Source organism: Rhizobium sp. ERR 942 (assembly GCF_007828395.1).
In the GTDB taxonomy this organism is placed as follows: domain Bacteria; phylum Pseudomonadota; class Alphaproteobacteria; order Rhizobiales; family Rhizobiaceae; genus Rhizobium; species Rhizobium dioscoreae.
The window spans coordinates 356,643-383,110 of sequence record NZ_VIUA01000001.1; the positions used below are offsets into that span (position 1 = coordinate 356,643).

The window sequence follows — 26,468 nt, forward strand, 5'->3', positions numbered from 1 at the left end:
GAAGGAGTTTTCCAATGACGCGCATCACCAATCTTCGCGTTTTCGATTTGCGCTTCCCGACATCGCAGAGCCTCGACGGTTCGGACGCGATGAATCCGGATCCGGATTATTCGGCAGCCTATGTCATCCTCGATACCGACAAGCCGGGCCTTGCCGGTCACGGCCTGACCTTCACCATCGGCCGTGGCAACGACATCTGCTGCATGGCGATCGAGGCGATGCGGCATCTTGTCGTCGGCACGGAGCTTGCGACGGTTCTGGAAAACCCCGGCAAATACTGGCGGCATCTGACCAGCGATAGCCAGCTGCGCTGGATCGGCCCGGAAAAGGGCGCGATGCATCTGGCGACGGGCGCGGTCGTCAATGCTGTCTGGGATCTGCTTGCCAAGGAGGCCGGCAAGCCGGTCTGGCGGCTAGTTTCGGAGATGGATGCCGAGCAGATCGCCGATATCGTCGATTATCGTTACCTGACCGATGTGCTGACCCGCGACGAGGCCGTCGCTATCCTGAAGAAGGCGGAAGCCGGCAAGGCGGACCGCATCGCCACGCTCGAGCGCGAGGGCTATGCCTGCTACACGACATCTGCCGGCTGGCTCGGCTATGACGATGCCAAGCTGCGCCGCCTGTGCCAGGAGGCGATCGACGCCGGTTTCAACCATGTGAAGATGAAGGTCGGCCGCGATCTCGAAGACGATATCCGCCGCCTGACCATTGCCCGCGAAGTGATCGGCCCCGACCGTTATCTCATGATTGACGCCAACCAGGTCTGGGAAGTCAATCAGGCGATCGACTGGGTGAAGAAGCTCGCCTTCGCCAAACCCTTCTTCATCGAAGAACCCACAAGCCCGGATGATGTTGCGGGACACCGCAAGATCCGCCAGGCCATCGGGCCGGTGAAGGTCGCGACCGGCGAGATGTGCCAGAACCGCATCATGTTCAAGCAGTTCATCGCCGAGGGCGCGATCGATATCGTGCAGATCGATTCCTGCCGCATGGGCGGTCTCAACGAAGTGCTGGCGGTGCTGCTGATCGCCGCCAAGTATGGATTGCCGGTCTGGCCGCATGCCGGCGGCGTTGGCCTGTGTGAATATGTGCAGCACCTGTCGATGATCGATTATATCGCCGTCTCGGGCACCAAGGACGGCCGCGTGATCGAGTATGTCGATCATCTGCACGAGCATTTCATCGACCCCTGCATCATCCGCGACGCAGCCTATATGCCGCCGAGCCTGCCGGGTTTCTCGATCGAGATGAAGCCGGAATCGATCGCGGAATATACTTTCAAGGGTTGAAACTGCTGGCTTGCTCGAAGCAGAAGCCCGCCATCCGGCGGGCTTTTGTCGTTTACATTCGGAAGATCCGCCTCAGGCGGATTTGTTCAACCAAGCCTGAATGACGGGCACGTCCGCATCGTCAAACTCGTGACCGCCTGGAACTGTTGCAAGCTCAACCACGGCGCCGCCATTCCGCAGACGTTTGGCCAGCGGTTGAGTATAGGGACCATACAGATCCTTCTCTCCGGCAACCAACAGCACCTGGGCATCCGACATGTCCGCTGCAGGCGGATTTTCGAGGGCCGCCATGGAGCGCAGCAGCACCGCGCGGCGGATAAGGTGCGGGTGCAGCGACAGCATGGCGTTCAGCAGGTTGGCGCCGTTCGAATAGCCGATATAGACGATGCGGTCCGGATCAAGCCCGTAGGCATGGACCGCGCCATCAATGAAGGCGGCAAAGGCTTCGGCCTCGCTGGCGATATCGGCCTGATCGAAGGACATCGGCCCATTGCGGCGGAACCAGCGCGGGGCGCCTTCCTCGAGTGCACGGCCACGTACGCTGAGCAAGGTCGCGTCGGCATCGATCTTGTGACCGAGCGGCAGCATGGTTGTTTCGTTGGCACCCGAGCCGTGCAGCAGGACGAAGATGTTGCCGTTGGGCTCATCGGGCGTGAAGAAGCGATGGATGAAGGGCAGATCGCGATAGATGACGCGGGGCTCGCCGGGCATGGAGAACTGCGGCAGAATCACGTTCAGCTCGGCCAAAAGCTTCGGACTGTCGCCGGGAGCGAAGAGGCACGTGCCAAGCGTTGCCTCGTCCTCGTCAATCAACATGCCCGGCGCGTCCGTCGCGAGTTCGAACAGGATACGGCCGGGCTCGCGAACGTAAAGCGAGCGAAAATATTTGCGGTCATGCACCGTCGTCGGCCCGGAATCGATCGCCTGGAGTGCGGTGTGGACCGACTGCAATTCGGCATTGTCCGCGGCGCGAAAGGCGACGTGATCTACCGTGCCCGTGCCCGGGGCGCTTGCCCAGAAACCGCGGGCATCGCGGATATCGAGGATATCGCCGGGCTCCGAGACGAGCCGGCTGATCGCTCCGCTGGTGGCAAGCGGACGGTAGTCGAAGTAATCGACCAGCATGGCTCGCGTCTCCTCTGGCGTTTCGGTGAATAGCGTTGCGCCGCGGATGCGGGCAATCGCGTGCTCCTGCGGAATGGTGTCGCTCGTCCAAGGAGCTGCGGCCTGCAGCGTGTTCGTTCCCACCAGTTTGACGATGACGCCGTCCGGATCCTTCAGCCGAAGCACAGGCTCGCCGAATTCCTCTGAGGGACCCTCCGGCTTCAGACCGGCGCTCAGGGCGCGTGTCAGCCAGAAGCCGATGCTGGCCGGATCGATGGCGAGCGAGATTTCGCCGACCTGACCGACGCCGGCCCGGCCGGGAGAACCATCTTCCCAAACCAGAAAGGTGATCAGCGAGCCCGGGGAGCCCACGGCATCGCCATAGAGGAGATGAAGCTGCGTGGCATCCTCAAAACCGCCGGTGCGCTTGACGAGGCGCAGGCCGAGGAAGCCGACGTAGAAATCGACATTCGCCTGGACCTTACGTGTGATCAGCGTGATGTGGTGGATGCCGGCGACCATGGGATGCTCCAGACCGTTATTTCGTTCTGGTGGTATTTAGGCTGGCGTCATTGTTCAATGCAATGCGCCGTCCGTGGAGGCACTGTTCACAAAACAGGTTATTGCCTGGCTTGGCAGGCGGCGAGCATCAGTGCTCGCCGAGGCTGTCTTCGGGCGATCTGCGGCGGTGGCCGCTGATTTCCGAACCGGCTGTGCGCGAAAAGCTGGCGTTCCAGATGACTGCGAGAAGCGCAATGGCCGTGACGACAATGAAGGCGACGGAGAAGTCGATCATCTCGGGCTTGGCGTGGCCAAGGAACTGCGTCGAGCCATGCAGGGCAAGGGCGGCGACGCAAATGCCGAGGGACAGCATCAATTGCTGGAAGGTGGAGTAGAAACTCGTGGCAATGCTCATGCGGTCGCGCTCGATCTCGTCATAAGCGATCGTGTTGTAGGCCGTGAACTGGAACGACATGAAGAAGCCGCAGAAGAACAGGATCACGAAAATGACCGGTAGCGGCCAATCCGGCTTGAAGATGGCGCACATGCCGTAACCGAGCGTGCCGATCAGGCCGAAGATGATAAGGGCGGTGCGGAAGCCGAGCGTGCGAAGGATGCGGACCTGCAGCGGCTTCATCGCCATCGAGCCGAGCGCGGTCGCAATGGCGATCTGACCGGCTGCGGCTGCCGAAAGGCCGAAGCCGAGCTGCAGCATCAGCGGAATGAGGAAGGGATGAGCCCCCTGGCTGATACGCGTCAGCGAACCGGCGATGACGGAGGTGCGGAATGTCGGCACCTTCATCAAGGAGAAATCCATGATCGGTGAGGGGTGCTTGCGGGCATGGCGCAAATAGGCGATGCCGAAGAGCAGGCCGATGGAGATCAGGAAGACCGCGAGATAGCCTTCGCCCTCGCGGCTCGACATCTCGAAGCCGAAGAGCAGAGAGCCGAGCGAGATGCCCGAGAGGATGAAGCCCGAGAGATCGAAGCGGCCGGTGCGCGGGCCTTTCACCTCCTCGATGAACATCGTCACCAGGATGAAGCCGATAATGCCGATCGGCACGTTGATGTAGAAGATCCAGCGCCAGTCGAGATAGGTGACGAACATGCCGCCGATCGGCGGGCCGAGAATGGGGCCGACCAGCGCCGGGATCAGCAGCCAGGACATGGCGTTGACCATATCCTTGCGGGCGACGCTGCGCATCAGCACGAGGCGACCCACGGGCAGCATCATCGCGCCGCCGAGACCCTGAAGGAGGCGCGCAATCACGAGGAAGAACAGGTTCGGCGCCTGCGCGCAGAGAAGCGAGCCGACGACGAAGACGGCGATGGCGGATCGGAAGACGGTGCGCGACCCGAAGCGGTCTGCAATCGCGCCGCTGGCGGGAATGAAGATCGCGAGGCTGAGAAGGTATGAAGTCAGCGAGATGCTCATGGCCGGCGCGCTGACGCCGAAGTCTCTCGCCATGGTCGGAAGGGCTGTTGCGAGCACGGTCGCGTCAAGCTGTTCCATGAACATTGCGCTTGCTACGATAAGCGCTACTACACGAAAATTCGGTGCGGCCCGCCTGACGGGGGCGGCCTGGAATATCTGATCCGACATTGTCGGGGATCGCTCTCGATGGTGCGGTGGGGTCCTAAGACAGAACCGCAAGTCTGGTCATGGCGCGAAGGCCTATTTGAACGGCGGCTTGTATACTCCTGCTTGCACGCGATTGCTATATCAGAAATCGCAAATCCCATTCATGGGATGAAAAAAATGACGCACATGCAGGGGCAAACGGCATCAAATGAACGTGAGGTGAATGAATAGGCGCGATATCGCGCCGAAATGCTCACGCTTGGTTTGTTCGCGTAAGATAATGTGCTCGTTTGGCCGGATGCCATAGGCAAAAAGACCGGTGCCAGTTGGTGATGGCACCGATCCGAATCATCGTTTTCAGCAGGCACCGAGGCGATCAGTAGCCTTCGGCCAGCCCCGAGCCGGCGCGGCTGTCCATGGCGCCGTTGTAGCGGGCGCCACCGCCCTTGGCGATGTCGCTGAGGCTCTTGCCGCCCACGAGAATGCCCGCGGCCTGGCCCCAGATCGGCCAGCTATTGTCGACCTGAACCGTATAGCCCATGCCGGTCAAAAGCTTGATCGTATCGGGCGAAAGTGCGCGCGGCTCCATGTAGACTTTATCCGGCAGCCATTGGTGATGGATGCGCGGGGCGTCAATGGCTTCCTGAATGTTCATGCCGAAATCGATGACGTTGATGATCGCTTCCAGCGTGATGGTGATGATGCGCGAGCCGCCGGGGCTGCCGATCACCATGAAGGGCTTGCCGTCCTTGGTGACGATCGTCGGGCTCATGGACGATAGCGGCGTCTTCTTCGGCTGGATGGCATTGGCCTCACCCTGCACCAAGCCGTAAAGGTTGGGCACGCCGGGCTTGGAGGTGAAGTCGTCCATCTCGTTGTTCAAGAGGATGCCCGTGCCGGGCGCAACGACACCGGCGCCGAAGGAGCCGTTCAGCGTGTAGGTGACGGCGACGGCATTGCCGTCATTGTCGATGATCGAATAATGCGTCGTCTCGTGGCTTTCACCGAGGCCTTTCGGCATCAGATCCTTGGAGACGCCGGCCTTATAGGGGGAGATGCCATCGCGGATCTTCTGGGCATAGGCCTTGTCCAGCAGCTTGCTGACGGGGTTGTCGACGAAATCGGGATCGCCGAGCGCCGAGTTGCGATCGACATAGGCGTAGCGCATGGCTTCGACCATGTAATGGACCGTGTCGGCTGAGGCATAACCGGTATAGGAGAGCGGGTAGCCTTCCAGCACGTTGAGGATTTCGCAGATGATGACGCCGCCGGAGGAGGGCGGCGGCGAGGAGATGATCTCGTAGCCGCGATAATTGCACTTCACGGGCTCGAGTTCGCGGACCTTGTATTGTTCGAAATCCTGGTTTGCGAGAATGCCGCCCTTGTCCTGGCTTGCCTTGACGATGGCGTTGGCGACCGGCCCTTTATAGAAGCCATCCGGCCCCTGATCGGAAATGCCTGATAGGGCATTGGCGAGATCCGGCTGCACCAGCTTGTCGCCCGTGACAAAGGGTTTGCCGTCCGACTTGGTAAAGATCGCGGCGGTGGCCGGATCGCGCGACAGCCACTTCTTGCCCTCATTCAGTTCGGCGGCGTCGGCCTGGTTCAGCGTGAAGCCTTCCTTGGCATAGCGAATGGCCGGCGCGATCAGATCCTGGCGGGACTTTGTGCCGTATTTCTCGCGGGCGGTCTCGAAGCCCATGACCGAGCCGGGGACACCCACGGCGAGATAGCCATCCGTGCTGGCGCCTTTGACGATATTGCCCTTGTCGTCGAGATACATGCCTTTGGTCGCCGCCAGGGGTGCGCGTTCGCGAAAATCGAGAAAGGTCGTCTTGCCGTCGCGCATGCGGATGGTCATGAAGCCACCGCCGCCGATATTGCCGGCGGTCGGGTAGACCACCGCCAGCGCATAGCCGACTGCAACGGCGGCATCGACGGCATTGCCGCCATTTTTCAGCACCTCGACGCCAACATCGGTGGCGAGATGTTGAGCGGTGACCACCATGCCATGCTCCGCCTCGACCGGTGGCGGCGCGGCAGCTCTGGCGGTGACGGAAAAGAGAGCAAATGTGACCAGGGTTACCGACGAAATCGCCCGCTGGCGGAAGTGGCGCATGATGAGTATGCCTCCCATTATTATCTTGATGGAAAATCGCCAACGAATGACATGGTGCCACGTGTGAAAATGGCGATATCCGCTGTCACAATTTTTTAATGGAGCGGATCCCGCCATGGGCCGGAATCCGATCAGCTATGTCTTCCATGCACTACTACGGATAATTTTGGTCCTCCTGCCACGCAGAAAAACGCTTCGCACTTGCAATATTCTTTTATTAGTTGAATCTATTTTAGATTGTTGCTTGTCGAGGCGAGTGTTGCGTGGAGGGTAATCATGGCCGTGACGAAGCTCGAGCAAGGGAAGAGCGAGCGTAGGATCAAGAGCAGGCCATTCATCGTTGGCGAAAGGACGCATGTCGTGGAAATCGAATGCGACCATTGCAGCCGACATTTCCTTCGATGGGCATCGACGGCAGCCGCCTACTGGCGCTGTGACGATTGCACCGCACTTGTCTAAGCCATCAGTTCCGGTGGTTACGCGATCAGGATAGCACGGAAGTCGTTGACGTTCGTTCCGGTGGGGCCGGGGACGAAGAGATCACCGATCGCATTGAAAGCAGTCCAGGCATCATTGTTTGCCAGCATCTCGGCCGGTACCATTCCGGCTTTGCGCAAACGCGCCACCGTACCAGCATCGACAAAGGCGCCGGCATTGTCTTCGCTGCCGTCTATGCCGTCTGTATCGGCCGCCATGGCGTGAATGCCGGCGTGGCCGTCGATGTCGATCGCCAGCGACAGCAGGAACTCCGAATTTCGTCCGCCCTTGCCGTTGCCCTTCAAGGTCACCGTCGTTTCGCCGCCTGACAATAGTACGACCGGCTTGGTGAAGGGGCGGTTGCGGTGAAGTACTTCGCGGGCGATGGCAGCGTGGACGTGGGCCGCTTCGCGGGCCTCGCCCTCTATGGCGTCCGAGAGAATGGCGGCTTCAATGCCAGCGGCACGCGCTACCTCGGCGGCGGCTTCCAGCGAGACGCCGGCAGATGCGATAAGATGCACTTCATTGCCGGCAAAGCGCGGATCGTCCGGGCGCGGCGCATCCGCTTCAACTTTCTCGATATGGGCGAGAACGGCCGGCGGCAGGTCGATGCGGTAGAGACGGATGAGGTCGAGTGCGTCCGCGCGCGTGCCCGCGCCCGGTACGGTCGGGCCGGAGGCCACCAGGGCAGGGTCGTCGCCGGGAATGTCCGAGACGACAAGCGAGACGACTTTGGCGGGATGGGCCGCGGCAGCCAGCCGGCCGCCCTTGATGGTCGACAGATGCTTGCGAATGACATTCATCGCAGAGATTGGTGCGCCCGAGGCAAGCAGCGCCTTGTTGACTGCGACTTCATCGGCAAGGCTCAAGCCGCCAGCGGGCGAGGGCAGCAACGCCGAGCCGCCGCCTGATATCAGAGCGATTACCAGATCGTCCTCCGTGAGGCCCTCGACAAGTTTAAGAAGCCGACGAGAAGCGATGAGGCCCGCTTCATCCGGCACAGGATGGGCTGCTTCGACGATCTCGATCTGCCGGCACGGGGCAGAAAATCCGTATCGCGCCACGACAAGACCTTCCAGCGGGCCTTCCCAGCATTGCTCCAGCGCAGCCGCCATCTGGGCAGATCCCTTGCCGGCACCGATGACGATCGTCCGGCCCTTCGGCTTGGCCGGCAGATGCGCGCGAATGCCGGTCAGCGGATCGGCGGCGCGCACGGCTGCATCGAACAGCGAGGTCAGGAAGGCGCGGGGATCGGAAACGGTCATGTCGAACTGCCTGTCTGCGATGTACTTGTAACCATTTGGTGGCTTAACTGGAGGAAAGACGCAAGAGGCAGGAACCGCAATTGTGTCTTGCGCGACGAATCCCTATTTAGAAGGAAAGGGTTTCACGCTTTTATTTCAAGGATTTTCGATATGGCCGAATTGAAAGTGAAGACGAGGCAGACGGGCGCAACCGCTACGGTCGGCCGCACCGGCTTTCCGCATGTGACCTCGGTGACGGGCGGCGAAATCGACATCGTCACCTCGCCGTCGCAGCCCGGTTTCAATCCGCTCGATCTGCTTTACTCGTCGCTCTCGGCCTGCCTGGTCTTGAGCGCCCGCATGGCGGCAAGCAGCCTCGGCGTGCTCGACAAGCTCACCGAAGTCACCGCCGTCGTCACGGGTGAGAAGGCGACCGAAGGCCTCTCTCGCGTGGAGAAGTTCAATATCGCCTTCACCATCAAGGGTGATTTCAGCGATGAAATCCGCAACGCGATCGCGCATGCCGCCGAAGATGAGATTTGTACGGTGAGCAACACGATCCGCGGCAATCCGCAGTTTTCGACAACGATTTCGGGGTGAGTTTTAGCTCTATCCCGCCCCTGGCGGGCGGGAAAGCAAAATCAGCATTTAGCCGCAAGGCTAAGTGCTAGATTTTGCAAGGGAGGGGGTAGGCAGGTGCGTACCGGCTTTCCTAGTGCAATAGCAACAAGTAACGGACCCCCGCTCTTGCGATTTCAATGGCTTAGAAATTGCGCTATCATACTGAATATGTGTGACCTTCCGTGTCGCAATTCCTAAACCAATGAAATTGCTTTCTCGCCCGCCAAGGGCGAGAGGGTTCGGTGTCCGCCGTTGCCCCTCATTCCGCCGGAAACTCAAACCCTTCAAGATAAGGCCCAAGCTCCGGATCGATATCTACCTTTACCGCATTATTGTAGATCGCCGTCGCGATCATGATGCCGGCGAAGGCGACGAGGTTGGCGAGCGTCGGCTCGTCATAGCGCGCTTTCAACCGCGCCCAAATCTCTTCGGGAATGGCGTTGGAATCCTTGACGATCGCCTTGCCGAATTCGATCAGCAGCGCCTCGTCTTCGCTCGGTACGACCGTTTCCGGCGTCAGGCCGGCATTGATCAGCGCGCGCCGGAAGAAGCCGACGGGGATGATCGAGCGGCATTCGAGCGCTATGGCATGGCAGAGCAGCCAGACGGCACGATCGTCCAGCGCCGGGCGCAATTCCTCGCGCAAAGGAAACCATTCCGCATAGATGCGATGCGCCACCGGCGAGTGCAGCAATGTCCGCTTCATGTTCGTCATGCGGCCGCGCAGCTGCATTTCGCGATCATGCTCGGCGCGCACGGCCTCGGAAGCGGTCTCGTAATCGATCGGCGTGATATGACTCATGTTATTCTCTTGTGATGGGCTCTCTTACTGCGCGGCTTCGGCAGCAACTTTGAAGAAGCGGTTTTCCGGGCGCGGCAGGCCGAGGTGTTCGCGCAATGTCGTGCCTTCGTAGTCGCGGCGGAAGATGCCGCGGCGCTGCAGCTCTGGAACGACGCGCGTGGTCACGTCAAGCAGGCCTTGCGGCAGGAAGGGGAAGACGACGTTGAAACCGTCCGAGCCTTCCTCGTACAGCCATTGCTCCATCTCATCGGCGATGCTCTCAGGCGTGCCGACGAAGGCAAGGCCGGCATAGCCGCCGAGGCGCTGGGCAAGCTGGCGCACCGTGAGCTTTTCGGCTTCGGCAAGCGCAATAACGCGCTCTCGGCCGCTCTTGCTGGCATTGGTTTCCGGAATCTCCGGCAACGGGCCATCGGGATCAAACTTGGAAGCGTCATGCCCGAGCGCGATCGATAGGGATGCGATGGCGCTGTCGTAATGGACGAGGCTGTCGAGCTTTGCTCGCTTGGCCTTTGCCTCCTCGATCGTGTCGCCGACGACGATGAAGGCGGCGGGCAGGATCTTCAGATGATCCGGATTGCGGCCGATCGCCTTCATCCGGCCCTTGATATCGGCGAAGATCGACTTGCCGTCGACAAGGTTTCGGGGTGCTGCGAAGACGGCCTCAGCCGTTTCGGCGGCAAGCTGGCGGCCGGCATCCGATTGCCCGGCCTGGACGATGACGGGCCAGCCCTGCGGCGGGCGGGCGATGTTGAGCGGACCACGAACGCTCAGTTCCTCGCCCTTGTGCCCGAGGACATGCATCCGCTCGGGATCGAAGAAGATGCCGCTTTCGGGATCGCGGATGAAGGCGTCATCGGCGAAGCTGTCCCAGAGGCCGGTGACGACGTCGTAGAATTCGCGGGCGCGATGGTAGCGCTCGCCATGTTCCATATGCTCTTCGAGGCCGAAATTAAGGGCGGCATCGGGATTGGACGTGGTGACGATATTCCAGCCGGCGCGGCCGCCGCTGATGTGATCGAGCGAGGCGAAGCGGCGGGCGATGTGATAGGGCAGGTCGAAGGTGGTTGACGCAGTCGCAACGAGGCCGATCCTGTCGGTGACGGCGGCCAGCGCCGAAAGCAGGGTGAAGGGCTCGAACGAGGTAACCGTCTGGCTGCGCTTCAAAGCCTCGATCGGCATGTTGAGGACCGCGAGGTGATCAGCCATGAAGAAGGCGTCGAATTTCGCTTTCTCCAGTTCCTGCGCGAAGCTCTTGATGTGCTGGAAGTTGAAGTTGGCGTCCGGATAGGCGCCGGGATAACGCCAGGCACCGGTATGCAGGCTGACGGGGCGCATGAATGCCCCGAGCTTCAATTGCTTCTGTTCGGTCATCGGCTCTCTCTCGAAAATCGCCAGGCCGTCATGAAGTGGCGACGGCATTGCCCGTAGGGTAATGCACTACGACGTAGGCGTGCTGGCCGCGCATTCAAAGAGCCGATTTCATTTATTTGATCGCTTTCGCGGAATATTCATCCGGCCGCGACTTCGGGGTTGTTCTGTCCGGCAAAAACCTTGACCAGCCAATCTATGAAGACGCGAACTCGCGGCGAAAGCTGGCGGCTGCGTGGATAGAGCATCGAGACGGGCGTCCTTGTCGGTGGATAATCCTTCAGCACATGCAGCAGTTGACCTGATCGTAGGGCTTCCTCGGCGTGATAGCGCGGAACCTGGATCAGGCCGAGGCCGAGCTTTGCCGCGGCGAAATAGCTCTCGGCAGCGTTGACGGAGATGGTGGCCGGCAGGGTGATTTCGCGCACGGCGCCGTCGATCTGGAATTCCAGCGGCAGCAATCCGCCGGTTGCGGAGGAGCGGAAGCCGACCATGCGGTGGCCGTCGAGCTTCTCCGGATGGGCGGGCATGCCGAAGCGCTCAACATAGGCAGGTGCCGCAAGCGTCACTTCTTCCAGCATGGCGACGCGGCGGCCGATCATATCGCTATCCTGCAGCGTGCCAACGCGCAGCACGCAGTCTATCCCCTCGCGAATGAGATCGACGAACCGGTCGCCTTCGGTGATCTGCAATTCGATATCGGGGTAGGTTTCGAGAAAAGAGGGCAGGTTCGGCAGTACGAAGTGCCGCGCGAGCGTTCCATGTACGTCGACGCGCAGGACGCCCTTCGGCTTCACCCCGGCAAAAGCGCCTTCGGCATCCTCGATATCGGAGAGGATGCGCAGGCAGCGCTGGTAATAGGCCTCGCCATCGAGTGTCGGGCTGACATGCCGCGTCGTGCGCTGCAGCAGGCGCACGCCGAGACGCGCCTCGACCTGTTTGATCGCATCCGTCACCGTCGAGCGGGGCAGACCTGTGTCTTCGGCGGCCAGCGTGAAGCTGCGCCGTTCCACGACCCGGCAAAACACCCGCATGGCATCGAATCTGTCCATATTATTTGTTCGCTAAATTCGGATAGTGATGCCGATTAATGGCCGATTATCCGTAGTCTGAAAAGGGGCATCTTCTCCTCATCGAAACGCGCTGCGGCGCAAAGCAACGAAGGATGAGGAAAATGAGCAGCAATTCCAATAAGGTAGCGATCGTAACAGGCGCATCGCGCGGTATCGGCGCCGCGATCGCCGAGCGTCTGGCCGAGGATGGCTTCACTGTCGTCATCAACTATTCCGGCAGCGAGGCGGCAGCCGAGGAACTCGCCCGCAAGATCGAGGAAAAGGGTGGCAAGGCGCTGACCGCGAAAGCCGATGTCTCCGATGTCGAAGCCGTGCGCCGCATGTTCGACGCAGCCGAAGCCGCCTTCGGTGGTGTCGATGTCCTCGTCAACAATGCCGGCATCATGCAGCTTGCGAAGATCGCCGACGCGGACGACGCCCATTTCGACCGTCATATCGCTATCAACCTCAAGGGCACGTTCAATACGTTGCGCGAAGCCGGCAAGCGCCTGCGTGACGGCGGCCGCATCGTCAATTTCTCGACCAGCATCGTCGGCCTCAAGCTCGAAACCTACGGCGTCTACGCAGCAACCAAGGCCGGCGTCGAGCTTTTGACCGGCATCATGGCGAAGGAACTGCGTGGGCGCTCGATCACGGTCAATGCGGTCGCGCCCGGTCCGACGGCGACGGATCTCTTTTTGAACGGAAAGAGCGACGAGCTCATCGACCGCATGGCCAAGATGAACCCGCTGGAGCGCCTCGGCACGCCGCAGGATATCGCCGCCGCTGTTTCCTTCCTCGTCGGCCCGGATGGCGGCTGGATCAACGGTCAGACGCTGCGCGCCAATGGCGGCATGATCTGAGCCAATCAGGCGGCAGGCAATGCCTGCCGCCGGCCTCCCTCTCTCAATCAATCGTCAGCTACAGCCAATTCAGCAAAGGAACAGGACCATGAGCAAGCAGGTCATCGTAATCACTGGCGCATCGAGCGGCTTCGGGGCTCTGACAGCACGCGCGCTCGCTAAGGCAGGCCACACTGTCTATGCAGGCATCCGCGAAACCAAGGGGCGCAATGCGCCGCAGGTCGAAGCAGCTGCGGCATTCGCTGCGGAGAACGGCGTCGATCTCAGGACTGTCGAACTGGATGTCGCCTCGGATGCTTCAGTGGAAGTCGGCATCGCCGCTGTTATCGCCGAGCAGGGCCACATCGACACCATCATGCACAATGCCGGCCATATGTCCTTCGGCCCGGCGGAAGCCTTCACGCCTGAACAGTTCGCCGAGCTCTATGACATCAACGTACTCAGCACTCAGCGGGTCAATCGCGCCGTGCTGCCTCATATGCGCAGGCAAGGAAAGGGGCTGGTCGTTTGGGTCTCCTCGTCCAGCACGCGCGGCGGCACGCCGCCCTATCTCTCACCCTACTTCGCAGCCAAGGCGGCGATGGATTCGCTTGCGGTTTCCTACGCGTCGGAGCTGACACGCTGGGGCATCGAGACCGCCATCATCGTGCCAGGCGCTTTTACGAAGGGCACCAACCATTTTGCCCATTCCGGTTCGCCGGCAGACAAGGCTCGCGCTGCGGAATATGACAATGGTCCTTATGCTGGCGTTCCCGATCAGGCGCTGAAGGGTCTAGCCTCGCTGGAACCGGCGGATGCCGATGCGGCTTCGGTGGCGACGGCAATCGTTGATATTGTCGACATGCCGTTTGGAACGCGGCCGTTCCGTACCCATATAGATCCTTCAGAGGATGGTGCTGAGATCGTCAATGGTGTTGCCGATCGGGTTCGCGCGGAGCTTTTCCGGCGCATCGGTCTGGAAGACCTGCTGAAGCCGCATGCAAAGGCCTAAGGCCCGCAATCATCCTTGGAACGTGTCAAATCGCCGCTTCTGTGCCACAGAAGCGGCGATCTGTTGCGTGCATCGGGGCTATTTTGCGTTGTACAGCATTCCAAGCCTTAGAGTTTCGTACTAAAGCGAATCCTTCAGAGGGTCGGGAGATATCCATGGACGCGAAGGACATTGGCGAAATTGCCAGCTGGCTCATGCAAGCCGGTCTCAAGGGAATGACGGAAGTCGATATCCTCTCGGGTTTCTGCGAGCAGTGCCGTCAGCATGGTCTCAACATCGATCGGGCCATGGCGCTGATGGATACGCTGCATCCGGTCTATGAGGGTCGCGCGTTCCGCTGGGACGGCAATCAGATCATCGAGCGCGAGTTCGAATATGGCCCGACGCAACAGGGGATCGCCTCCGAGAATTGGCAGCGTTCCGCCTTCTATCATATGCTGACGACGGGCGGAGACGAGGTGCGCCGACGTATCGGCTTCGGTGATCCGGTCGATTTCTACGGGCTCGACACGCTGCTGGCCGATGGTCACACCGATTACATTGCCATGATCCACCGTTTTGAAGAGGGCGGCACGATCGGCGAGATGGATTGCTTCTATTCCAACTTCGCCACCGCCGCCGAAATGGGATTCCCGGAAGAGGATTTGCGCGTGCTACGCAAGCTGACACCGGCGCTTGCTCTCGCCATCAAATGCACCGGCATGAGCCGCATCGCCCGTACCATTGCCGAAGTCTATCTCGGCGAAGACGCCGCCCGGCATGTGCTTGAAGGCAAGATCACCCGAGGCAAGACGGAGCGGATTTCGGCGGCACTGTGGTTTTCCGATCTCGCCAACTACACGCGCATCTCCGATACGGCCGAGCCGGATGAAATCATCCCGATGCTGAATGCCTATGCCGATGCGGTTATCTCCTCGATCCATGAGGCGGGCGGCAACGTGCTGAAGCTGATCGGCGACGGCACGCTGGCGATCTTCAAGGCTCGCAATTCCGCTGACGCCTGCACCGCCGCGCTGATGGCGGAATCGCTGCTGCGCCAGCGGCTGCGCGATCTCAATTCGCAGCGGCAGATCGAAGGCCGTCCGGTCACGGACGTCTATCTCGGCTTGCATATAGGGGACGTGTTCTATGGCAATATCGGCAGCATGGACCGGCTGGACTTCACGGTCATCGGGCCGGCCGTCAACGAAGTCAGCCGTATCGCTTCGATGTGCCGATCGGCTGACCGTAACATCCTGATGTCGTCGAATTTCGTCGAGGCGCTGGCAGGCCAGCAAAGCAACGATCTCGTTTCCGTCGGCCGTTATGCACTGCGCGGCGTCAAGCGGCCGCAGGAATTGTTCACGCTGCTCTCTTCGGCGGCTTGATCCCTCTGCCGTGACTGCTTTCAGCGGCGGCCGGCCGCAAACATCGGGCCGCCCTTGCTTGCAGGGAAGCCATAGCCGTTGATCATCACGAGATCGATATCGCTGGCGCGGGCGGCGATGCCTTCCGCAAGCAACACCTCGCCTTCGGTGGCCATGGCTTTCAGCAGGCGCCCGACGATCTCTTCAGCGGTGAAGCTCCTAGGTACAATGCCTTTTTCGGCGCGAGCGGCTTCGATCATGACCGCTACCTCAGGATCAACAGTCCGTTTGCCGTCGGGATAGGCATACCAGCCGCGGCCGGTCTTCTGGCCGAAACGGCCGGCTTCGCAGAGCCGGTCGGCGATGACGACGTAGCGTTCCGCCGGATCGCGTGTTGCGGCCTGCCGCTTGCGGCGCGCCCAGGCGATTTCCAGACCCGCCATGTCGAAGACCGCGAACGGCCCCATCGGAAAGCCGTAGGCTTCCAGTGCCGCGTCGATCTCCTGCGGCGACGCGCCATCCTCGACCATGTATTCCGCTTCGCGGCGATAGGCGGAAAAGATACGGTTACCGATGAAGCCTTCGGTGACGCCCGATACGACAGGCAGTTTGCCGAGCCGCTTTGCCAGGGCAAGGGCTGTCGCCAGCACGTCAGGCGCCGTCTGCTTGCAGTGCACGACTTCGAGGAGCCGCATGATATGGGCGGGCGAGAAGAAGTGCAGTCCCACGACGCGCTCGGGCAGCTTAGTGGCCGAAGCGATCACATCGGGATCGAGATAGCTGGTATTGGTCGCAAGGATTGCATCGGCGCGGACGATGCCATCAAGGCGTTGGAAGAGCTCGGTCTTGACGGCGAGATCGTCGAAAATAGCTTCGATGACGATATCGGCCTGCGCCAGCTGCTGCATGTCCGCCGTCACGGTCAGCCGGCTGAGGCGATCTTCGCGGCCAGCTGTATCGAGGCGACCGGATTGCACGGCCTTGTCGAGTAGGCCGGCGATGCGCTCGCGCCCTTTGTCAGCCGCTTCGGTATTTTGCTCGACGCCGATGACGCGGTAGCCGCCGTTGAGAGCGGAGACCGCGATGCCCGAACCCATCAGGCCTGTGCCGACGATGCCGATGGTTTCGATCTTGCGAGCAGCGACGCCCTCCAGTCCCTCGACCTTGCCAGTGGCACGCTCCGCGAAGAAGACATGGCGCAATGCTGCCGCCTCTTCGCTCTCGCGGAGAGTAATAAAGGTGCGGCGTTCCTCGGCAAGCCCTTCCGATAAAGGGGCGGTCGCCGCCAGGCGCACGAGACGGACGGCTTCGGCCGGTGCACGCTGGCCGCGCGCCTTGCGCAATGCGTCCGATGCCGCCTTATCGATCACATCTGCAGCTTCCGGGGGAACGGTCAGCGATCCCGTGCGGCGTAACGATGCGACGTTGGCCGCCTTGGCGTCGGCGACAGCTTCGGCGATCAGTTCACCGTTGGCCACGCCGTCGACGATACCGAGCTTGAGCGCTTCGGCAGCCGATATAATGCGTGCATTGGCGATCATGTCGATGGCGGCAGCGATGCCGGTGAGGCGCGGCAGGCGCTGCGTGCCGCCGGCGCCGGGTATGATGCCGAGCTTGACTTCCGGCAGGCCGAGCTTCGCGGTCGGCGCGGCAAGGCGGTGATGGCAGGCGAGCGCCACTTCCAGCCCGCCGCCGAGGGCCACGCCATTGATCGCGGCGACAACGGGTTTGGCAAAGGCTTCGATGCGGGCGATGACATCAGGTAGATGCGGCTCGACCGGCGGCTTGCCGAATTCCTTGATATCGGCGCCGCCGATGAAGCTGTTGCCTGCACCGGTGAGCACGATGCCGGCAATATTGCCATCCTTCTCCGCATGGTCGAATGCAGCCATCAGGCCGACCCGGACATCGGCAGAGAGCGCGTTGACGGGCGCATTGTTGATGGTGACGACGAGAATCCCGTCGGTCAGCGCCGCTGAGATGGTGTCCGAAAAGCGCAATGCCGACATGATCTTGACCGCCTATATTATTCCGGAATGACTGCCGTTGCCTGGATCTCGATCTTGGCACGATCTTCGACGAGGGCGACAACCTGCACGGCGGCCATGGCCGGGAAGTGCCGGCCGATGATCTCGCGATAGGCCTGTCCGATCCCCTTCAGATTGCCGAGATATTCCTGCTTGTCGGTGAAATACCAGGTCATCGAGGTGATGTGCTTCGGCTCGGCGCCGCCTTCTGCAAGAATTGCAACGACATTCTTCAGCGTTTGGCGCACCTGCTCGACGAAATCGTCGCTTTCGAATTCGCAGGCGGCATTCCAGCCGACTTGACCGCCGACGAACACCATGCGGCCCGTGGCCGCCATGCCATTGGCATAGCCGATCGGCTTGGCCCAGCCCTCAGGTTGCAGGATGGTGTGCATCGGTCGTCTCCAGATGAGAGGTCAGTACGGCGCGGATATCCTCCGGCCATTCAAGGGATTTATGCGTATCGAGCGAAGTGGCGACGACGCGGTGCTTGGCCGTCCACAGCACATGGCCATTCGCCGAAACCTGATGTTCGAGATCGAGCGAGGAACGGCCGACGCCATGGACTGCAAGGACGAATTCGAGATCGTCACCCTGCAGGCCCGGCTTGATGAAGGTCAGATCGAGCCGCACGGTGGGGACACCGATGCGGCGGTCGTCGATCAGTTTTCGCCAGGAGAAGCCGATCGAGGCGAAATAATCCTCCAACACCCCGACGAGGATGTTCAGATAGGATGGGAAATAGGCGATCCCAGAGGGATCGCAATCTCCGAAGCGCAGGGGTCTGGTGGTTCTGAACGCCACGGCTGCCTCAGTTCGAAAAGGCGGCGATGCCGGTGATGGCGCGACCGAGAATGAGGGCGTGGATGTCGTGCGTACCCTCATAGGTGTTGACCACTTCGAGGTTAACGAGGTGGCGCGCGATGCCGAATTCGTCCGAGATGCCGTTACCTCCCAGCATGTCGCGGGCGGCGCGGGCGATATCCAGCGCCTTGCCACAGCTGTTGCGCTTGAGGATGGAGGTGAGTTCCACCGGCGGATGGCCTTCTTCCTTCATGCGGCCGAGACGCAGGCAGCCCTGCAGGCCGAGCGTGATTTCCGTCACCATGTCGGCAAGCTTCTTCTGTATCAGCTGGTTGGCGGCGAGGGGACGGCCGAACTGTTTGCGGTCGAGCACATATTGGCGTGCCCTGGCATAGCAATCCTCGGCGGCGCCGAGCGCACCCCAAGCGATGCCGAAGCGTGCCGAGTTGAGGCAGGTGAAGGGACCCTTGAGGCCGGATACATTCGGCATCAGGTTTTCCTCGGGCACGAACACATTATCCATCACGACTTCACCCGTTATGGAGGCGCGCAGGCCCACCTTGCCGTGGATGGCGGGTGCGGACAGGCCCTTCCAGCCCTTTTCAAGGATGAAGCCGCGGATAAGACCATCCTCGGTCTTCGCCCAGACGACGAAGACATCGGCGATCGGCGCGTTCGAAATCCAGGTCTTGGCGCCGGTCAGGCTATAGCCGCCATCGACCTTCTTTGCGCGTGTGACCATCGAGCCCGGATCGGAGCCATGGTTCGGCTCGGTGAGGCCGAAGCAGCCGATCCATTCGCCGGTCGCCAGCTTCGGCAGGTATTTCTGCTTCTGCGCTTCCGAACCAAAGGTCTCGATCGGCACCATGACGAGCGAGGACTGCACGCTCATCATCGAGCGGTAGCCGCTGTCGACGCGCTCGACCTCGCGAGCAATCAGGCCGTAGGCGACATAGCTGAGGCCGGCGCCGCCATATTCGGGAGAAATCGTCGGGCCAAGCAGGCCGAGCTCGCCCATTTCGCGGAAAATCGCCGGATCGGTCTTTTCATGGCGGAAGGCTTCGAGGACGCGGGGCGCGAGCTTTTCCTGCGCGTAGGAATGCGCGGTATCCAGCACCATGCGTTCGTCGTCGCTCAGCTGCTCCGTCAGCCGGAACGGGTCGGCCCAGTCGAAAATCTCGCGGCTCATGCTGGTATCTCCCATTAATTGGTCTTCAAAAGTTCGCGCGCGACGATGAGTTTCTGAACTTCTGTTGCACCTTCATAGATGCGAAGCGCGCGGATCTCCCGATAGAGTTTTTCCGTTATCTCGCCCGATTTCACGCCGCGCCCGCCAAAAAGCTGGACGGCGCGGTCGATGACATTTTGCGCGGTTTCCGTCGCCGTCATCTTGGCCATGGCGGCTTCGCGCGTCGTCGGCAAGCGCTGCACGTCGCGGCGCCAGGCCGCCCGGTAGGTAAGCAGTGCCGCCGCGTCGATGCCGGTGGCCATATCGCCGAGGGCGGCCTGCGTCAACTGAAGGTCGGCCAACGCCGCGCCGAACATCGGACGTGACCGCGCATGGGCAAGCGATTCATCGAGCGCGCGGCGGGCAAAACCGAGGCCGGCAGCGGCGACCGAGGCGCGGAAGATATCGAGCGTGCGCATGGCGATCTTGAAACCTTCGCCCGGTGCGCCGAGAAGGCGGGACGCGGGAATGCGGCAATTGTAGAAGCGGATCGTCGCCAGTGGATGCGGCGCGATCACTTCGATGCGTTCGGCAATCGAGAAGCCGGGATCGTCGGCAAAGACGACGAAGGCCGAGATGCCGCGGGTTCCCGGCGCTTCGCCGGTGCGCGCGAAGACGGTGTAAACGTCGGCAATGCCTCCATTGGAAATCCAGGTCTTCTCGCCGTCGAGGACATAGTGATCGCCATCGGGGCGGGCAGCGCAGCTCATCGCGGCTACATCGGAGCCGGCGTCCTTTTCCGACAGCGCAAAGGCGGCGAGCCATTCGCCGGAGCGCACCTTGGGCAAGACGGCTGAACGCAATTCAGGCGAACCGGAAAGGCCGATGGCGCCGGTGCCGAGCCCCTGCATGGCAAAGGCGAAATCGGCAAGGCCGTCATGCCAGGCGAGCGTTTCGCGGGCGAGGCAGACCATGCGGGAATCGATCAGCGGTTCGCTATCGGACGCGCCTGTCGCGGCAGCTAGAAGCCCGGCTTCGCCCAGCGCCTTGACCAGCGTGCGGCATGCGTCGTCGACATCGGCGTGATCGATGGAAGCCATGATGCCCGACCTCGCGAAGGCGTCGACCTCGGCGGCAAAACGGTGATGGCGCTCCTCGAAGAACGGCCAATCCAGATGATCGCGGGTCGGGCCGGGGAGGCTGCTTGCCGTGGACATCAGCTCAATCCCCCTGGAATTCCGGCCGGCGTTTTGCCGCGAAGGCTTCGAAAGCGCGGCGGAAATCTTGCGTCGCCATGCAGATCGCCTGCGCCTGCGCTTCGGATTCGATCATTTCGTCGATGCCCATCGCCCATTCCTGGTTCAGCATGGTCTTGGTCATGCCGTGCGCAAACCATGGGCCGTCGGCCAGCGAGCGGGCGAGTTTGAGCGCTTCGTTTTCGAGCTCGGCGCTAGCGTGCAGGCTGTTATAGAAGCCCCAGACTTGTCCTTCCGCAGATGTCATCGAGCGGCCGGTGAAGAGAAGCTCGGCGGCGCGGCCCTGGCCGATGATGCGGGGTAGGATGCCGCAAGCGCCCATATCGGCACCGGCAAGGCCGACGCGGGTGAAGAGGAAGGCAGTCTTGGCTTCCGGCGTCGCGAGCCTCAGATCAGAGGCCATGGCAAGGATGGCGCCGGCGCCGGCGCAGATGCCGTCGACTGCCGAGATGATCGGCTGCGGGCATTTGCGCATCGCTTTGACGAGATCGCCGGTCATACGTGTGAAGGCCAGAAGCTCGGGCATCGCCATGCGCGTCAGCGGCTCGATGATCTCGAAGACATCGCCACCGGAGGAGAAATTGCCACCCGCGCCTGTCAGCACGATGGCGCGGATATCCGAAGCGTAAACGAGGTCGCGGAACAGATCGCGCAGTTCGGCATAGCTATCGAAGGTCAGCGGGTTCTTACGTTCCGGACGATTCAGGCGGATGGTGGCGACGCGGCCATCTTCGCTGACATCCCAGAGGAAGTGCTCAGGCTTATAATCCTTGAAGGGCTTCAGGTGTCCCTTCATCGTCATGTCCCGATCGCTCATTCCTCAAATCTCCCCACCGGCAACCGCGATTGCCTGTCCATTGATCGATGCTGCGGCCGGCGAAGCCAGCCAGAGCACGGTATCGGCAACCTCTTCCGGCTTGACGAGTCGTCCCTGCGGATTGGATTTCGTGAATTCGCCGAGTGCCTGTTCGGCGGTGCGCCCGGTCTTGGCGACGATGGTTTCGATCGAGCGCTGGATGATCGGCGTGTCGGTGAAGCCGGGGCAGACGGCATTGACCGTGATGCCGGTCTTCGCCAGCTCCAGCGCCAGCGAGCGGGTCAGGCCGACCACGCCGTGCTTGGCGGCGACGTAAGCCGAGACGTACCCATATCCTTTCAAGCCGGCCGTCGAGGCGATGTTGATGATACGCGCGCCGGGACCGTAAGCCTTCAGGTCGGTAAGGGCTGCCTGCGTCACCACGAAGACGCCTGTCAGGTCAACCGAGAGGACGTGGTTCCAGGCCTCGAGGCTCGTCTTCTCGAAGGCTGCGCTCGGTGCCTCGCCGGCATTGTTGACAAGGATATCGACTGGGCCAAATTTTTCGCGGGTTTTGGCAAGGCCCTGGGAGACGGCTTCAGGGCTGGTGACATCGAAGCCATCGACCACGAATGCCTGGGCGCCGATTTCGGCGGCAACTGCTTGCAGCGGCTCGCGGCGGCGACCCGCGAGGCTGACGTGCGCGCCCTCGGCGGCAAGCGCCTTGGCGATCGCGGCACCGATGCCGCTGCCGGCCCCGGTGACGAGGGCGTGATGGCCGGCGAGCTTGCCCGAAATCGTCATTTCATCCTCATTTCGCCGGGGCTGCCGTGGCCGCACGGGCAAGGTTGGTTTCATACTGCGTCTTGCCGGAAAGATATTGCTTCGGCCAGGGAATGGAAGTCAGCCCGATCTTGGCAGCTTCATGCAGTGCCCAGGCCGGATCGGCCAGATGCGGGCGGGCGATGGCGCAGAGATCGGCGCGGCCGGCGGCGATGATCGAATTGGCGTGGTCAGCTTCCGAGATCGCGCCGACGGCGATCGTCGGGATGCCGATCTCGTTACGGATCTTGTCGGAGAAGGGCGTCTGGAACAGGCGGCCATAGACGGGCTTTTCCTGCTTCGACACTTGGCCCGAAGAGCAGTCGATCAGGTCGGCACCGGCTTCCTTGAACATGCGGGCGAAGATCGCCGCATCTTCCGGCGTGTTGCCGCCATCGGTCCAGTCATGGCAGGAGAGGCGAACGGAGATGGGCTTGTTCTCCGGCCAGATGGCGCGCATGGCATGGAAGATTTCTAGCGGATAGCGGGCGCGATTTTCATGGCTGCCGCCATACTCGTCGTCGCGTAGATTGGTCAGCGGCGACAGGAAGCTCGAGAGCAGATAGCCATGCGCGCAATGCAGTTCCAGCCAGTCCGCGCCTGTCTCAATGGCGAGCTCGGTCGAGCGGATGAAGTCGGCCTTGACGCGCTCCATATCGGCGCGATCCATGGCCTTCGGCACTTGGCTGTTCTTAAGGTAGGGGATTGCTGATGCCGAGATCAGCGGCCAGTCGCCTTCGGGGAGCGGCTGATCGATGCCTTCCCAGGCGAGCTTCGTCGCGCCCTTGCGGCCGGCGTGGCCGAGCTGGATGCCGACTTTGGCGGCGCTGTTCGTGTGCACGAAATCGACGAGGCGCTTCCACTGCGCCACCTGCTCGTTATTCCAGAGACCGAGGCAGCCGGGGGTGATGCGGGCGTCCGGTGTCACGCAGGTCATTTCCGCGAAGATCAGCCCTGCGCCTCCAAGCGCGCGAGAGCCGAGATGGACGATGTGGAAATCGTTCATCACGCCATTGTCAGCTGAGTACATCGCCATAGGAGACATGACGATGCGGTTGATAAGTTGGACATCGCGCAGTCGGTAGGGCGTGAACATCGGCGGCAGGCACCGATCGTTGCCGACGTCGAGGCCGGATTTTTCGGCGAACCAGCGCTCATAGCCTTCGAGCCAGGTCTTGTCGCGCAGCCGCAGATTTTCGTGGCTGATGCGCTGCGAGCGAGTCAGCATCGAATACATGAACTGCGGCGGCTCGAGCGTATCGGCATAGCGGCGGCCGACGACTTCGAACCATTCCATCGCATTGCGCGCGGCGTTCTGAATGCGGGCGACATCGACGCGGCGGATTTCCTCGTAGGTTTCGAGGACGGCCAGTATCTTGTCTTTGCCGTGCCCATGAATCTGGAACTGCCGGGTTAGCTCGATGGCATCGTCGATGGCGAGCTTCGTGCCGGAGCCGATGGCGAAATGCGCGGTGTGGGCGGCATCGCCCATCAACACGACGTGGGAATTGCCGTTGAAATGGCTCCACTTGCCGCAGATCAGGCGGTTGAAATTCAGCCAGGCCGAGCCGCGGATATGGCGGGCATTGGTCATCAGCGAAGCGCCTTCGAGCACTTCGGCGAACAGGTTTTCGCAGAAGGCGATGGAGCCGTCCTGGTCCATCTTGTCGAGGCCATGGGCAAGATAGGCCTCTTCCGTCGTCTCGACGATGAAGGTCGAGGTCTTGTCGTCGAACTTATAGATATGCGCCTGGAACCAGCCATGATCGGTGCGGCGGAAATCGAAGGTGAAGGCGTCGAAAAGCTTGTTGGTGCCGAGCCAGATATAGCGGTTCGGCCGGGTGATCATGTCAGGCTGGAAGACTTCCGGATAATGATTGCGGATCTTGGAATTGAGGCCGTCCGAGCCGATGATCAGATCGGCATCGGGATAGTCGAGGTCGGAATTGACCTCCGTCTCGAAGATCAGCTCGACTCCGAGCTCTTCGCAGCGGCGCTGCAGAATATTGAGCAGCTTCTTTCGCCCGATGCCGACAAAGCCGTGGCCGGAGGTGCGCTGGCGGGTGCCCTTGAACAGGACCTCGATATCGTCCCAATGGTTGAAGGCATCCTCAATCTCGGCAGCACTTTCCGGATCCCATTCCCGCATCGAAACCATGGTTGCGTCGGAGAAGACGACGCCCCAGCCGAAGGTGTCATAGGGGCGGTTGCGCTCGACGACGCGGATTGAATGTTCAGGATGGAGCTTCTTCATCAGAAGCGCGAAGTAGAGCCCTGCGGGGCCGCCGCCGATACAGACGATGCGCATCGCTTTCCCTCCTTGTTCGGCTGGAGCCGACCTCAAAATAATTTAAGTTTAAAATATCTTGTTGGAACCATTCGTCAAGGCTTTTCCTGCTCCAATATGCAGCCTGTAGGCACTCATAATAGCGGGAAAATCGAAAATAGCTTTTTTGAATCAACCAGAAGGCAAAAATAGTTTAGGCTTAAAATTTCTTACTTGAACATTGCAGCCTTCGGTGCGATCTTTTTTAGCAATGCCACATGCGCCGCGGGGAAACGGCTGTCGTGGCGATCGATCGATAAGAATGTGGGAGCAAGGCAATGCTGGGACCGACCGGTCATACCGATACATTCACGCGAGACAATCTGCCGCCTTTCGATGAATGGCCGGAACTGCGAATGGAGGGTTTCGACTATCCGGAATGGTTGAATGCCGGCTTCGAACTCAGCGACCGGATGGTCGAAAAGGGGTTCGCCGATCACGTGGCCCTGATCGGTAATGGCCGTCGTCGCACCTACAAGGAACTGGCGGATTGGACCAATCGCATCGCCCACGCGCTTGTCGAGGATTTCGGCGTCAAGCCGGGCAATCGCGTTCTCATCCGCTCCGGCAACAACCCAGCCATGATTGCTTGCTGGCTGGCGGTGACGAAGGTCGGTGCCGTCGCCGTCAATACCATGCCGATGCTGCGGGCCGGAGAGCTTTCGAAGATCATCGACAAGGCGGAGATCTCCTTTGCGCTTTGCGATACGAGGCTGCTGGAGGAACTCGTCACAGCCGCCAAGGACGGTCGGTTCCTGAAGCAGGTGGTCGGTTTCGACGGCACCGCCAACCATGATGCCGAACTCGACCGGATCGCGCTCAACAAGCCCGTTCGCTTCGAGCCGGTCAAAACCGGGCGTGACGATGTGGCGCTGCTCGGCTTCACCTCGGGCTCGACGGGTGTGCCGAAGGCCACCATGCACTTTCATCGGGATATCCTGATCATTGCCGACGCCTATGCCAAGGAAGTCCTGCAGGTGACGCCGGATGACGTCTTCATCGGCTCGCCGCCGATCGCCTTTACCTTCGGGCTCGGCGGACTGGTCGTCTTCCCCTTGCGCTTCGGCGCATCGACGGCGCTGCTCGAAAACGCCTCGCCGAAGAACATGGTCGAGATCATTCAGGAGTACGGCGCGACCATCAGCTTCACGGCGCCGACGGCCTATCGCGCCATGCTGGCAGCGATGGAAGAGGGGGCGGATCTATCTTCACTTCGTCTCGCCGTTTCGGCCGGCGAGACGCTGCCGGGGCCGATTTTCGAGGAATGGACGCGCAAGACCGGCAAGCCCATCCTCGACGGCATCGGCTCGACCGAGATGCTGCATATCTTCATTTCCAACCGCCTGTCCGACGCCAAGCCGAACTGCACGGGCAAGCCGCTGACGGGCTATGAGGCCCGCGTTGTCGATGACGATATGAACGAGGTTCCGCGTGGGGTCATCGGCAAGCTCGTCGTTCGCGGGCCGATCGGCTGCCGTTATCTCGCCGACCACAGACAGGCCGACTACGTGCGAGATGGCTGGAATCTGACGGGCGACAGCTTCATTCAGGATGAGGACGGCTATTTCCATTTTGCCGCCCGTTCCGACGACATCATTCTTTCGGCCGGTTACAATATTGCCGGACCGGAAGTAGAAGCAGCCCTTCTTTCGCATGCCGATGTGCTGGAATGTGCCGTCGTCGGTAAGCCCGACGAAGAAAGGGGCCATATCGTGCAGGCGCATGTCGTGCTGGCACCCGGCATCGTTGCCTCGGATCTGCAGGTTCGCAAGCTGCAGGATCATGTGAAGGCGGTCATCGCGCCCTACAAATATCCGCGTTCCATTATCTTCGTCGAAGCTCTGCCGAAGACGGAATCGGGCAAGATACAGCGTTTCCGCCTGCGCAACTGAACGTCCGAGTGCTTA

22 protein-coding genes are annotated in these 26,468 nt (G+C 61.2%); 7 read left to right on the forward strand and 15 right to left on the reverse strand.

What is annotated here, in order from left to right; all coding sequences use genetic code 11:
* The first annotated feature begins 14 nt into the window (after positions 1–14).
* Positions 15–1,292, forward strand: a complete 1,278-nt coding sequence (locus FBZ97_RS01745) for an L-fuconate dehydratase (protein WP_145316190.1) — start codon at positions 15–17, stop codon at positions 1,290–1,292.
* Between the two features lie 72 nt (positions 1,293–1,364).
* Here FBZ97_RS01745 and FBZ97_RS01750 read toward each other — a convergent pair whose 3' ends face one another.
* The 3 genes from FBZ97_RS01750 to ggt form a co-directional block, all read right to left on the reverse strand.
* Positions 1,365–2,918, reverse strand: coding sequence for a VOC family protein (locus FBZ97_RS01750; RefSeq protein WP_145316192.1), 1,554 nt, complete (start codon positions 2,916–2,918; stop codon positions 1,365–1,367).
* A 127-nt stretch (positions 2,919–3,045) separates the two neighbouring features.
* Complete coding sequence (locus FBZ97_RS01755; RefSeq protein ID WP_113330319.1) at positions 3,046–4,500, reverse strand: MFS transporter; 1,455 nt, start codon at positions 4,498–4,500, stop codon at positions 3,046–3,048.
* 355 nt (positions 4,501–4,855) lie between these two features.
* The gene (ggt, locus tag FBZ97_RS01760) at positions 4,856–6,598 is read right to left on the reverse strand and encodes a gamma-glutamyltransferase (RefSeq protein ID WP_113355229.1); all 1,743 of its coding nucleotides are present in this window, start codon (positions 6,596–6,598) and stop codon (positions 4,856–4,858) included.
* A gap of 276 nt (positions 6,599–6,874) precedes the next feature.
* Between ggt and FBZ97_RS01765 the strand changes: the two genes are divergently transcribed.
* Positions 6,875–7,057: a hypothetical protein gene (locus tag FBZ97_RS01765; RefSeq protein WP_145316194.1), complete on the forward strand. Its 183-nt coding sequence runs from the start codon at positions 6,875–6,877 to the stop codon at positions 7,055–7,057.
* A 17-nt stretch (positions 7,058–7,074) separates the two neighbouring features.
* Here the strand turns inward: FBZ97_RS01765 and FBZ97_RS01770 are convergent, their stop codons facing one another.
* On the reverse strand, positions 7,075–8,340 hold the full coding sequence (locus FBZ97_RS01770) for a glycerate kinase (RefSeq protein WP_145316196.1): 1,266 nt from the start codon (positions 8,338–8,340) through the stop codon (positions 7,075–7,077).
* A gap of 150 nt (positions 8,341–8,490) precedes the next feature.
* Between FBZ97_RS01770 and FBZ97_RS01775 the strand changes: the two genes are divergently transcribed.
* Positions 8,491–8,919 carry an OsmC family protein gene (locus tag FBZ97_RS01775; RefSeq protein WP_145316198.1) on the forward strand — a complete coding sequence of 143 codons (429 nt, stop codon included), beginning with the start codon at positions 8,491–8,493 and terminating at the stop codon, positions 8,917–8,919.
* Between the two features lie 280 nt (positions 8,920–9,199).
* Here FBZ97_RS01775 and FBZ97_RS01780 read toward each other — a convergent pair whose 3' ends face one another.
* The 3 genes from FBZ97_RS01780 to FBZ97_RS01790 all read right to left on the reverse strand — a co-directional run bounded on the left by FBZ97_RS01780 (position 9,200) and on the right by FBZ97_RS01790 (position 12,162).
* Entirely contained in the window at positions 9,200–9,742 is a 543-nt protein-coding gene (locus FBZ97_RS01780; RefSeq protein ID WP_145316200.1) for a hypothetical protein, read from the reverse strand.
* A gap of 24 nt (positions 9,743–9,766) precedes the next feature.
* Complete coding sequence (locus FBZ97_RS01785; protein ID WP_145316202.1) at positions 9,767–11,113, reverse strand: LLM class flavin-dependent oxidoreductase; 1,347 nt, start codon at positions 11,111–11,113, stop codon at positions 9,767–9,769.
* Positions 11,114–11,250: 137 nt separating this feature from the next.
* On the reverse strand, positions 11,251–12,162 hold the full coding sequence (locus tag FBZ97_RS01790) for a LysR family transcriptional regulator (protein ID WP_113421183.1): 912 nt from the start codon (positions 12,160–12,162) through the stop codon (positions 11,251–11,253).
* A 122-nt stretch (positions 12,163–12,284) separates the two neighbouring features.
* Here FBZ97_RS01790 and FBZ97_RS01795 point away from each other — a divergent pair, with 122 nt between their 5' ends.
* The 3 genes from FBZ97_RS01795 to FBZ97_RS01805 all read left to right on the forward strand — a co-directional run bounded on the left by FBZ97_RS01795 (position 12,285) and on the right by FBZ97_RS01805 (position 15,383).
* On the forward strand, positions 12,285–13,025 hold the full coding sequence (locus FBZ97_RS01795; RefSeq protein WP_113421184.1) for an SDR family oxidoreductase: 741 nt from the start codon (positions 12,285–12,287) through the stop codon (positions 13,023–13,025).
* A gap of 88 nt (positions 13,026–13,113) precedes the next feature.
* Positions 13,114–14,016, forward strand: a complete 903-nt coding sequence (locus FBZ97_RS01800) for an SDR family oxidoreductase (protein WP_145316204.1) — start codon at positions 13,114–13,116, stop codon at positions 14,014–14,016.
* 155 nt (positions 14,017–14,171) lie between these two features.
* Positions 14,172–15,383, forward strand: coding sequence for an adenylate/guanylate cyclase domain-containing protein (locus tag FBZ97_RS01805; protein WP_145316206.1), 1,212 nt, complete (start codon positions 14,172–14,174; stop codon positions 15,381–15,383).
* 20 nt (positions 15,384–15,403) lie between these two features.
* Here the strand turns inward: FBZ97_RS01805 and FBZ97_RS01810 are convergent, their stop codons facing one another.
* Genes FBZ97_RS01810 through FBZ97_RS01845 form a run of 8 tightly spaced genes read right to left on the reverse strand, consistent with a single transcriptional unit; the run spans position 15,404 to position 24,543 of the window.
* Positions 15,404–17,371, reverse strand: a complete 1,968-nt coding sequence (locus tag FBZ97_RS01810; protein WP_145316208.1) for a 3-hydroxyacyl-CoA dehydrogenase NAD-binding domain-containing protein — start codon at positions 17,369–17,371, stop codon at positions 15,404–15,406.
* A gap of 17 nt (positions 17,372–17,388) precedes the next feature.
* The gene (locus tag FBZ97_RS01815) at positions 17,389–17,784 is read right to left on the reverse strand and encodes a RidA family protein (RefSeq protein WP_069611780.1); all 396 of its coding nucleotides are present in this window, start codon (positions 17,782–17,784) and stop codon (positions 17,389–17,391) included.
* Entirely contained in the window at positions 17,762–18,193 is a 432-nt protein-coding gene (locus FBZ97_RS01820) for a thioesterase family protein (protein ID WP_145316210.1), read from the reverse strand. Before FBZ97_RS01820 ends, FBZ97_RS01815 begins: the two co-directional genes overlap by 23 nt.
* A 7-nt stretch (positions 18,194–18,200) precedes the next feature.
* Positions 18,201–19,382, reverse strand: a complete 1,182-nt coding sequence (locus FBZ97_RS01825; protein WP_113351660.1) for an acyl-CoA dehydrogenase — start codon at positions 19,380–19,382, stop codon at positions 18,201–18,203.
* 14 nt (positions 19,383–19,396) lie between these two features.
* Positions 19,397–20,578 carry an acyl-CoA dehydrogenase family protein gene (locus FBZ97_RS01830; protein ID WP_145316212.1) on the reverse strand — a complete coding sequence of 394 codons (1,182 nt, stop codon included), beginning with the start codon at positions 20,576–20,578 and terminating at the stop codon, positions 19,397–19,399.
* Between the two features lie 4 nt (positions 20,579–20,582).
* On the reverse strand, positions 20,583–21,434 hold the full coding sequence (locus FBZ97_RS01835) for an enoyl-CoA hydratase family protein (RefSeq protein WP_145316214.1): 852 nt from the start codon (positions 21,432–21,434) through the stop codon (positions 20,583–20,585).
* A gap of 3 nt (positions 21,435–21,437) precedes the next feature.
* Positions 21,438–22,217 carry an SDR family NAD(P)-dependent oxidoreductase gene (locus FBZ97_RS01840; RefSeq protein WP_145316216.1) on the reverse strand — a complete coding sequence of 260 codons (780 nt, stop codon included), beginning with the start codon at positions 22,215–22,217 and terminating at the stop codon, positions 21,438–21,440.
* 7 nt (positions 22,218–22,224) lie between these two features.
* A complete protein-coding gene (locus tag FBZ97_RS01845; protein ID WP_145316218.1) occupies positions 22,225–24,543 on the reverse strand; it encodes a bifunctional salicylyl-CoA 5-hydroxylase/oxidoreductase in 2,319 nt (772 codons plus the stop codon).
* Between the two features lie 296 nt (positions 24,544–24,839).
* On the opposite strand from FBZ97_RS01845, the gene FBZ97_RS01850 reads away from it, so the two are divergent.
* On the forward strand, positions 24,840–26,453 hold the full coding sequence (locus FBZ97_RS01850) for an AMP-binding protein (RefSeq protein ID WP_145316220.1): 1,614 nt from the start codon (positions 24,840–24,842) through the stop codon (positions 26,451–26,453).
* Positions 26,454–26,468: the final 15 nt, after the last annotated feature.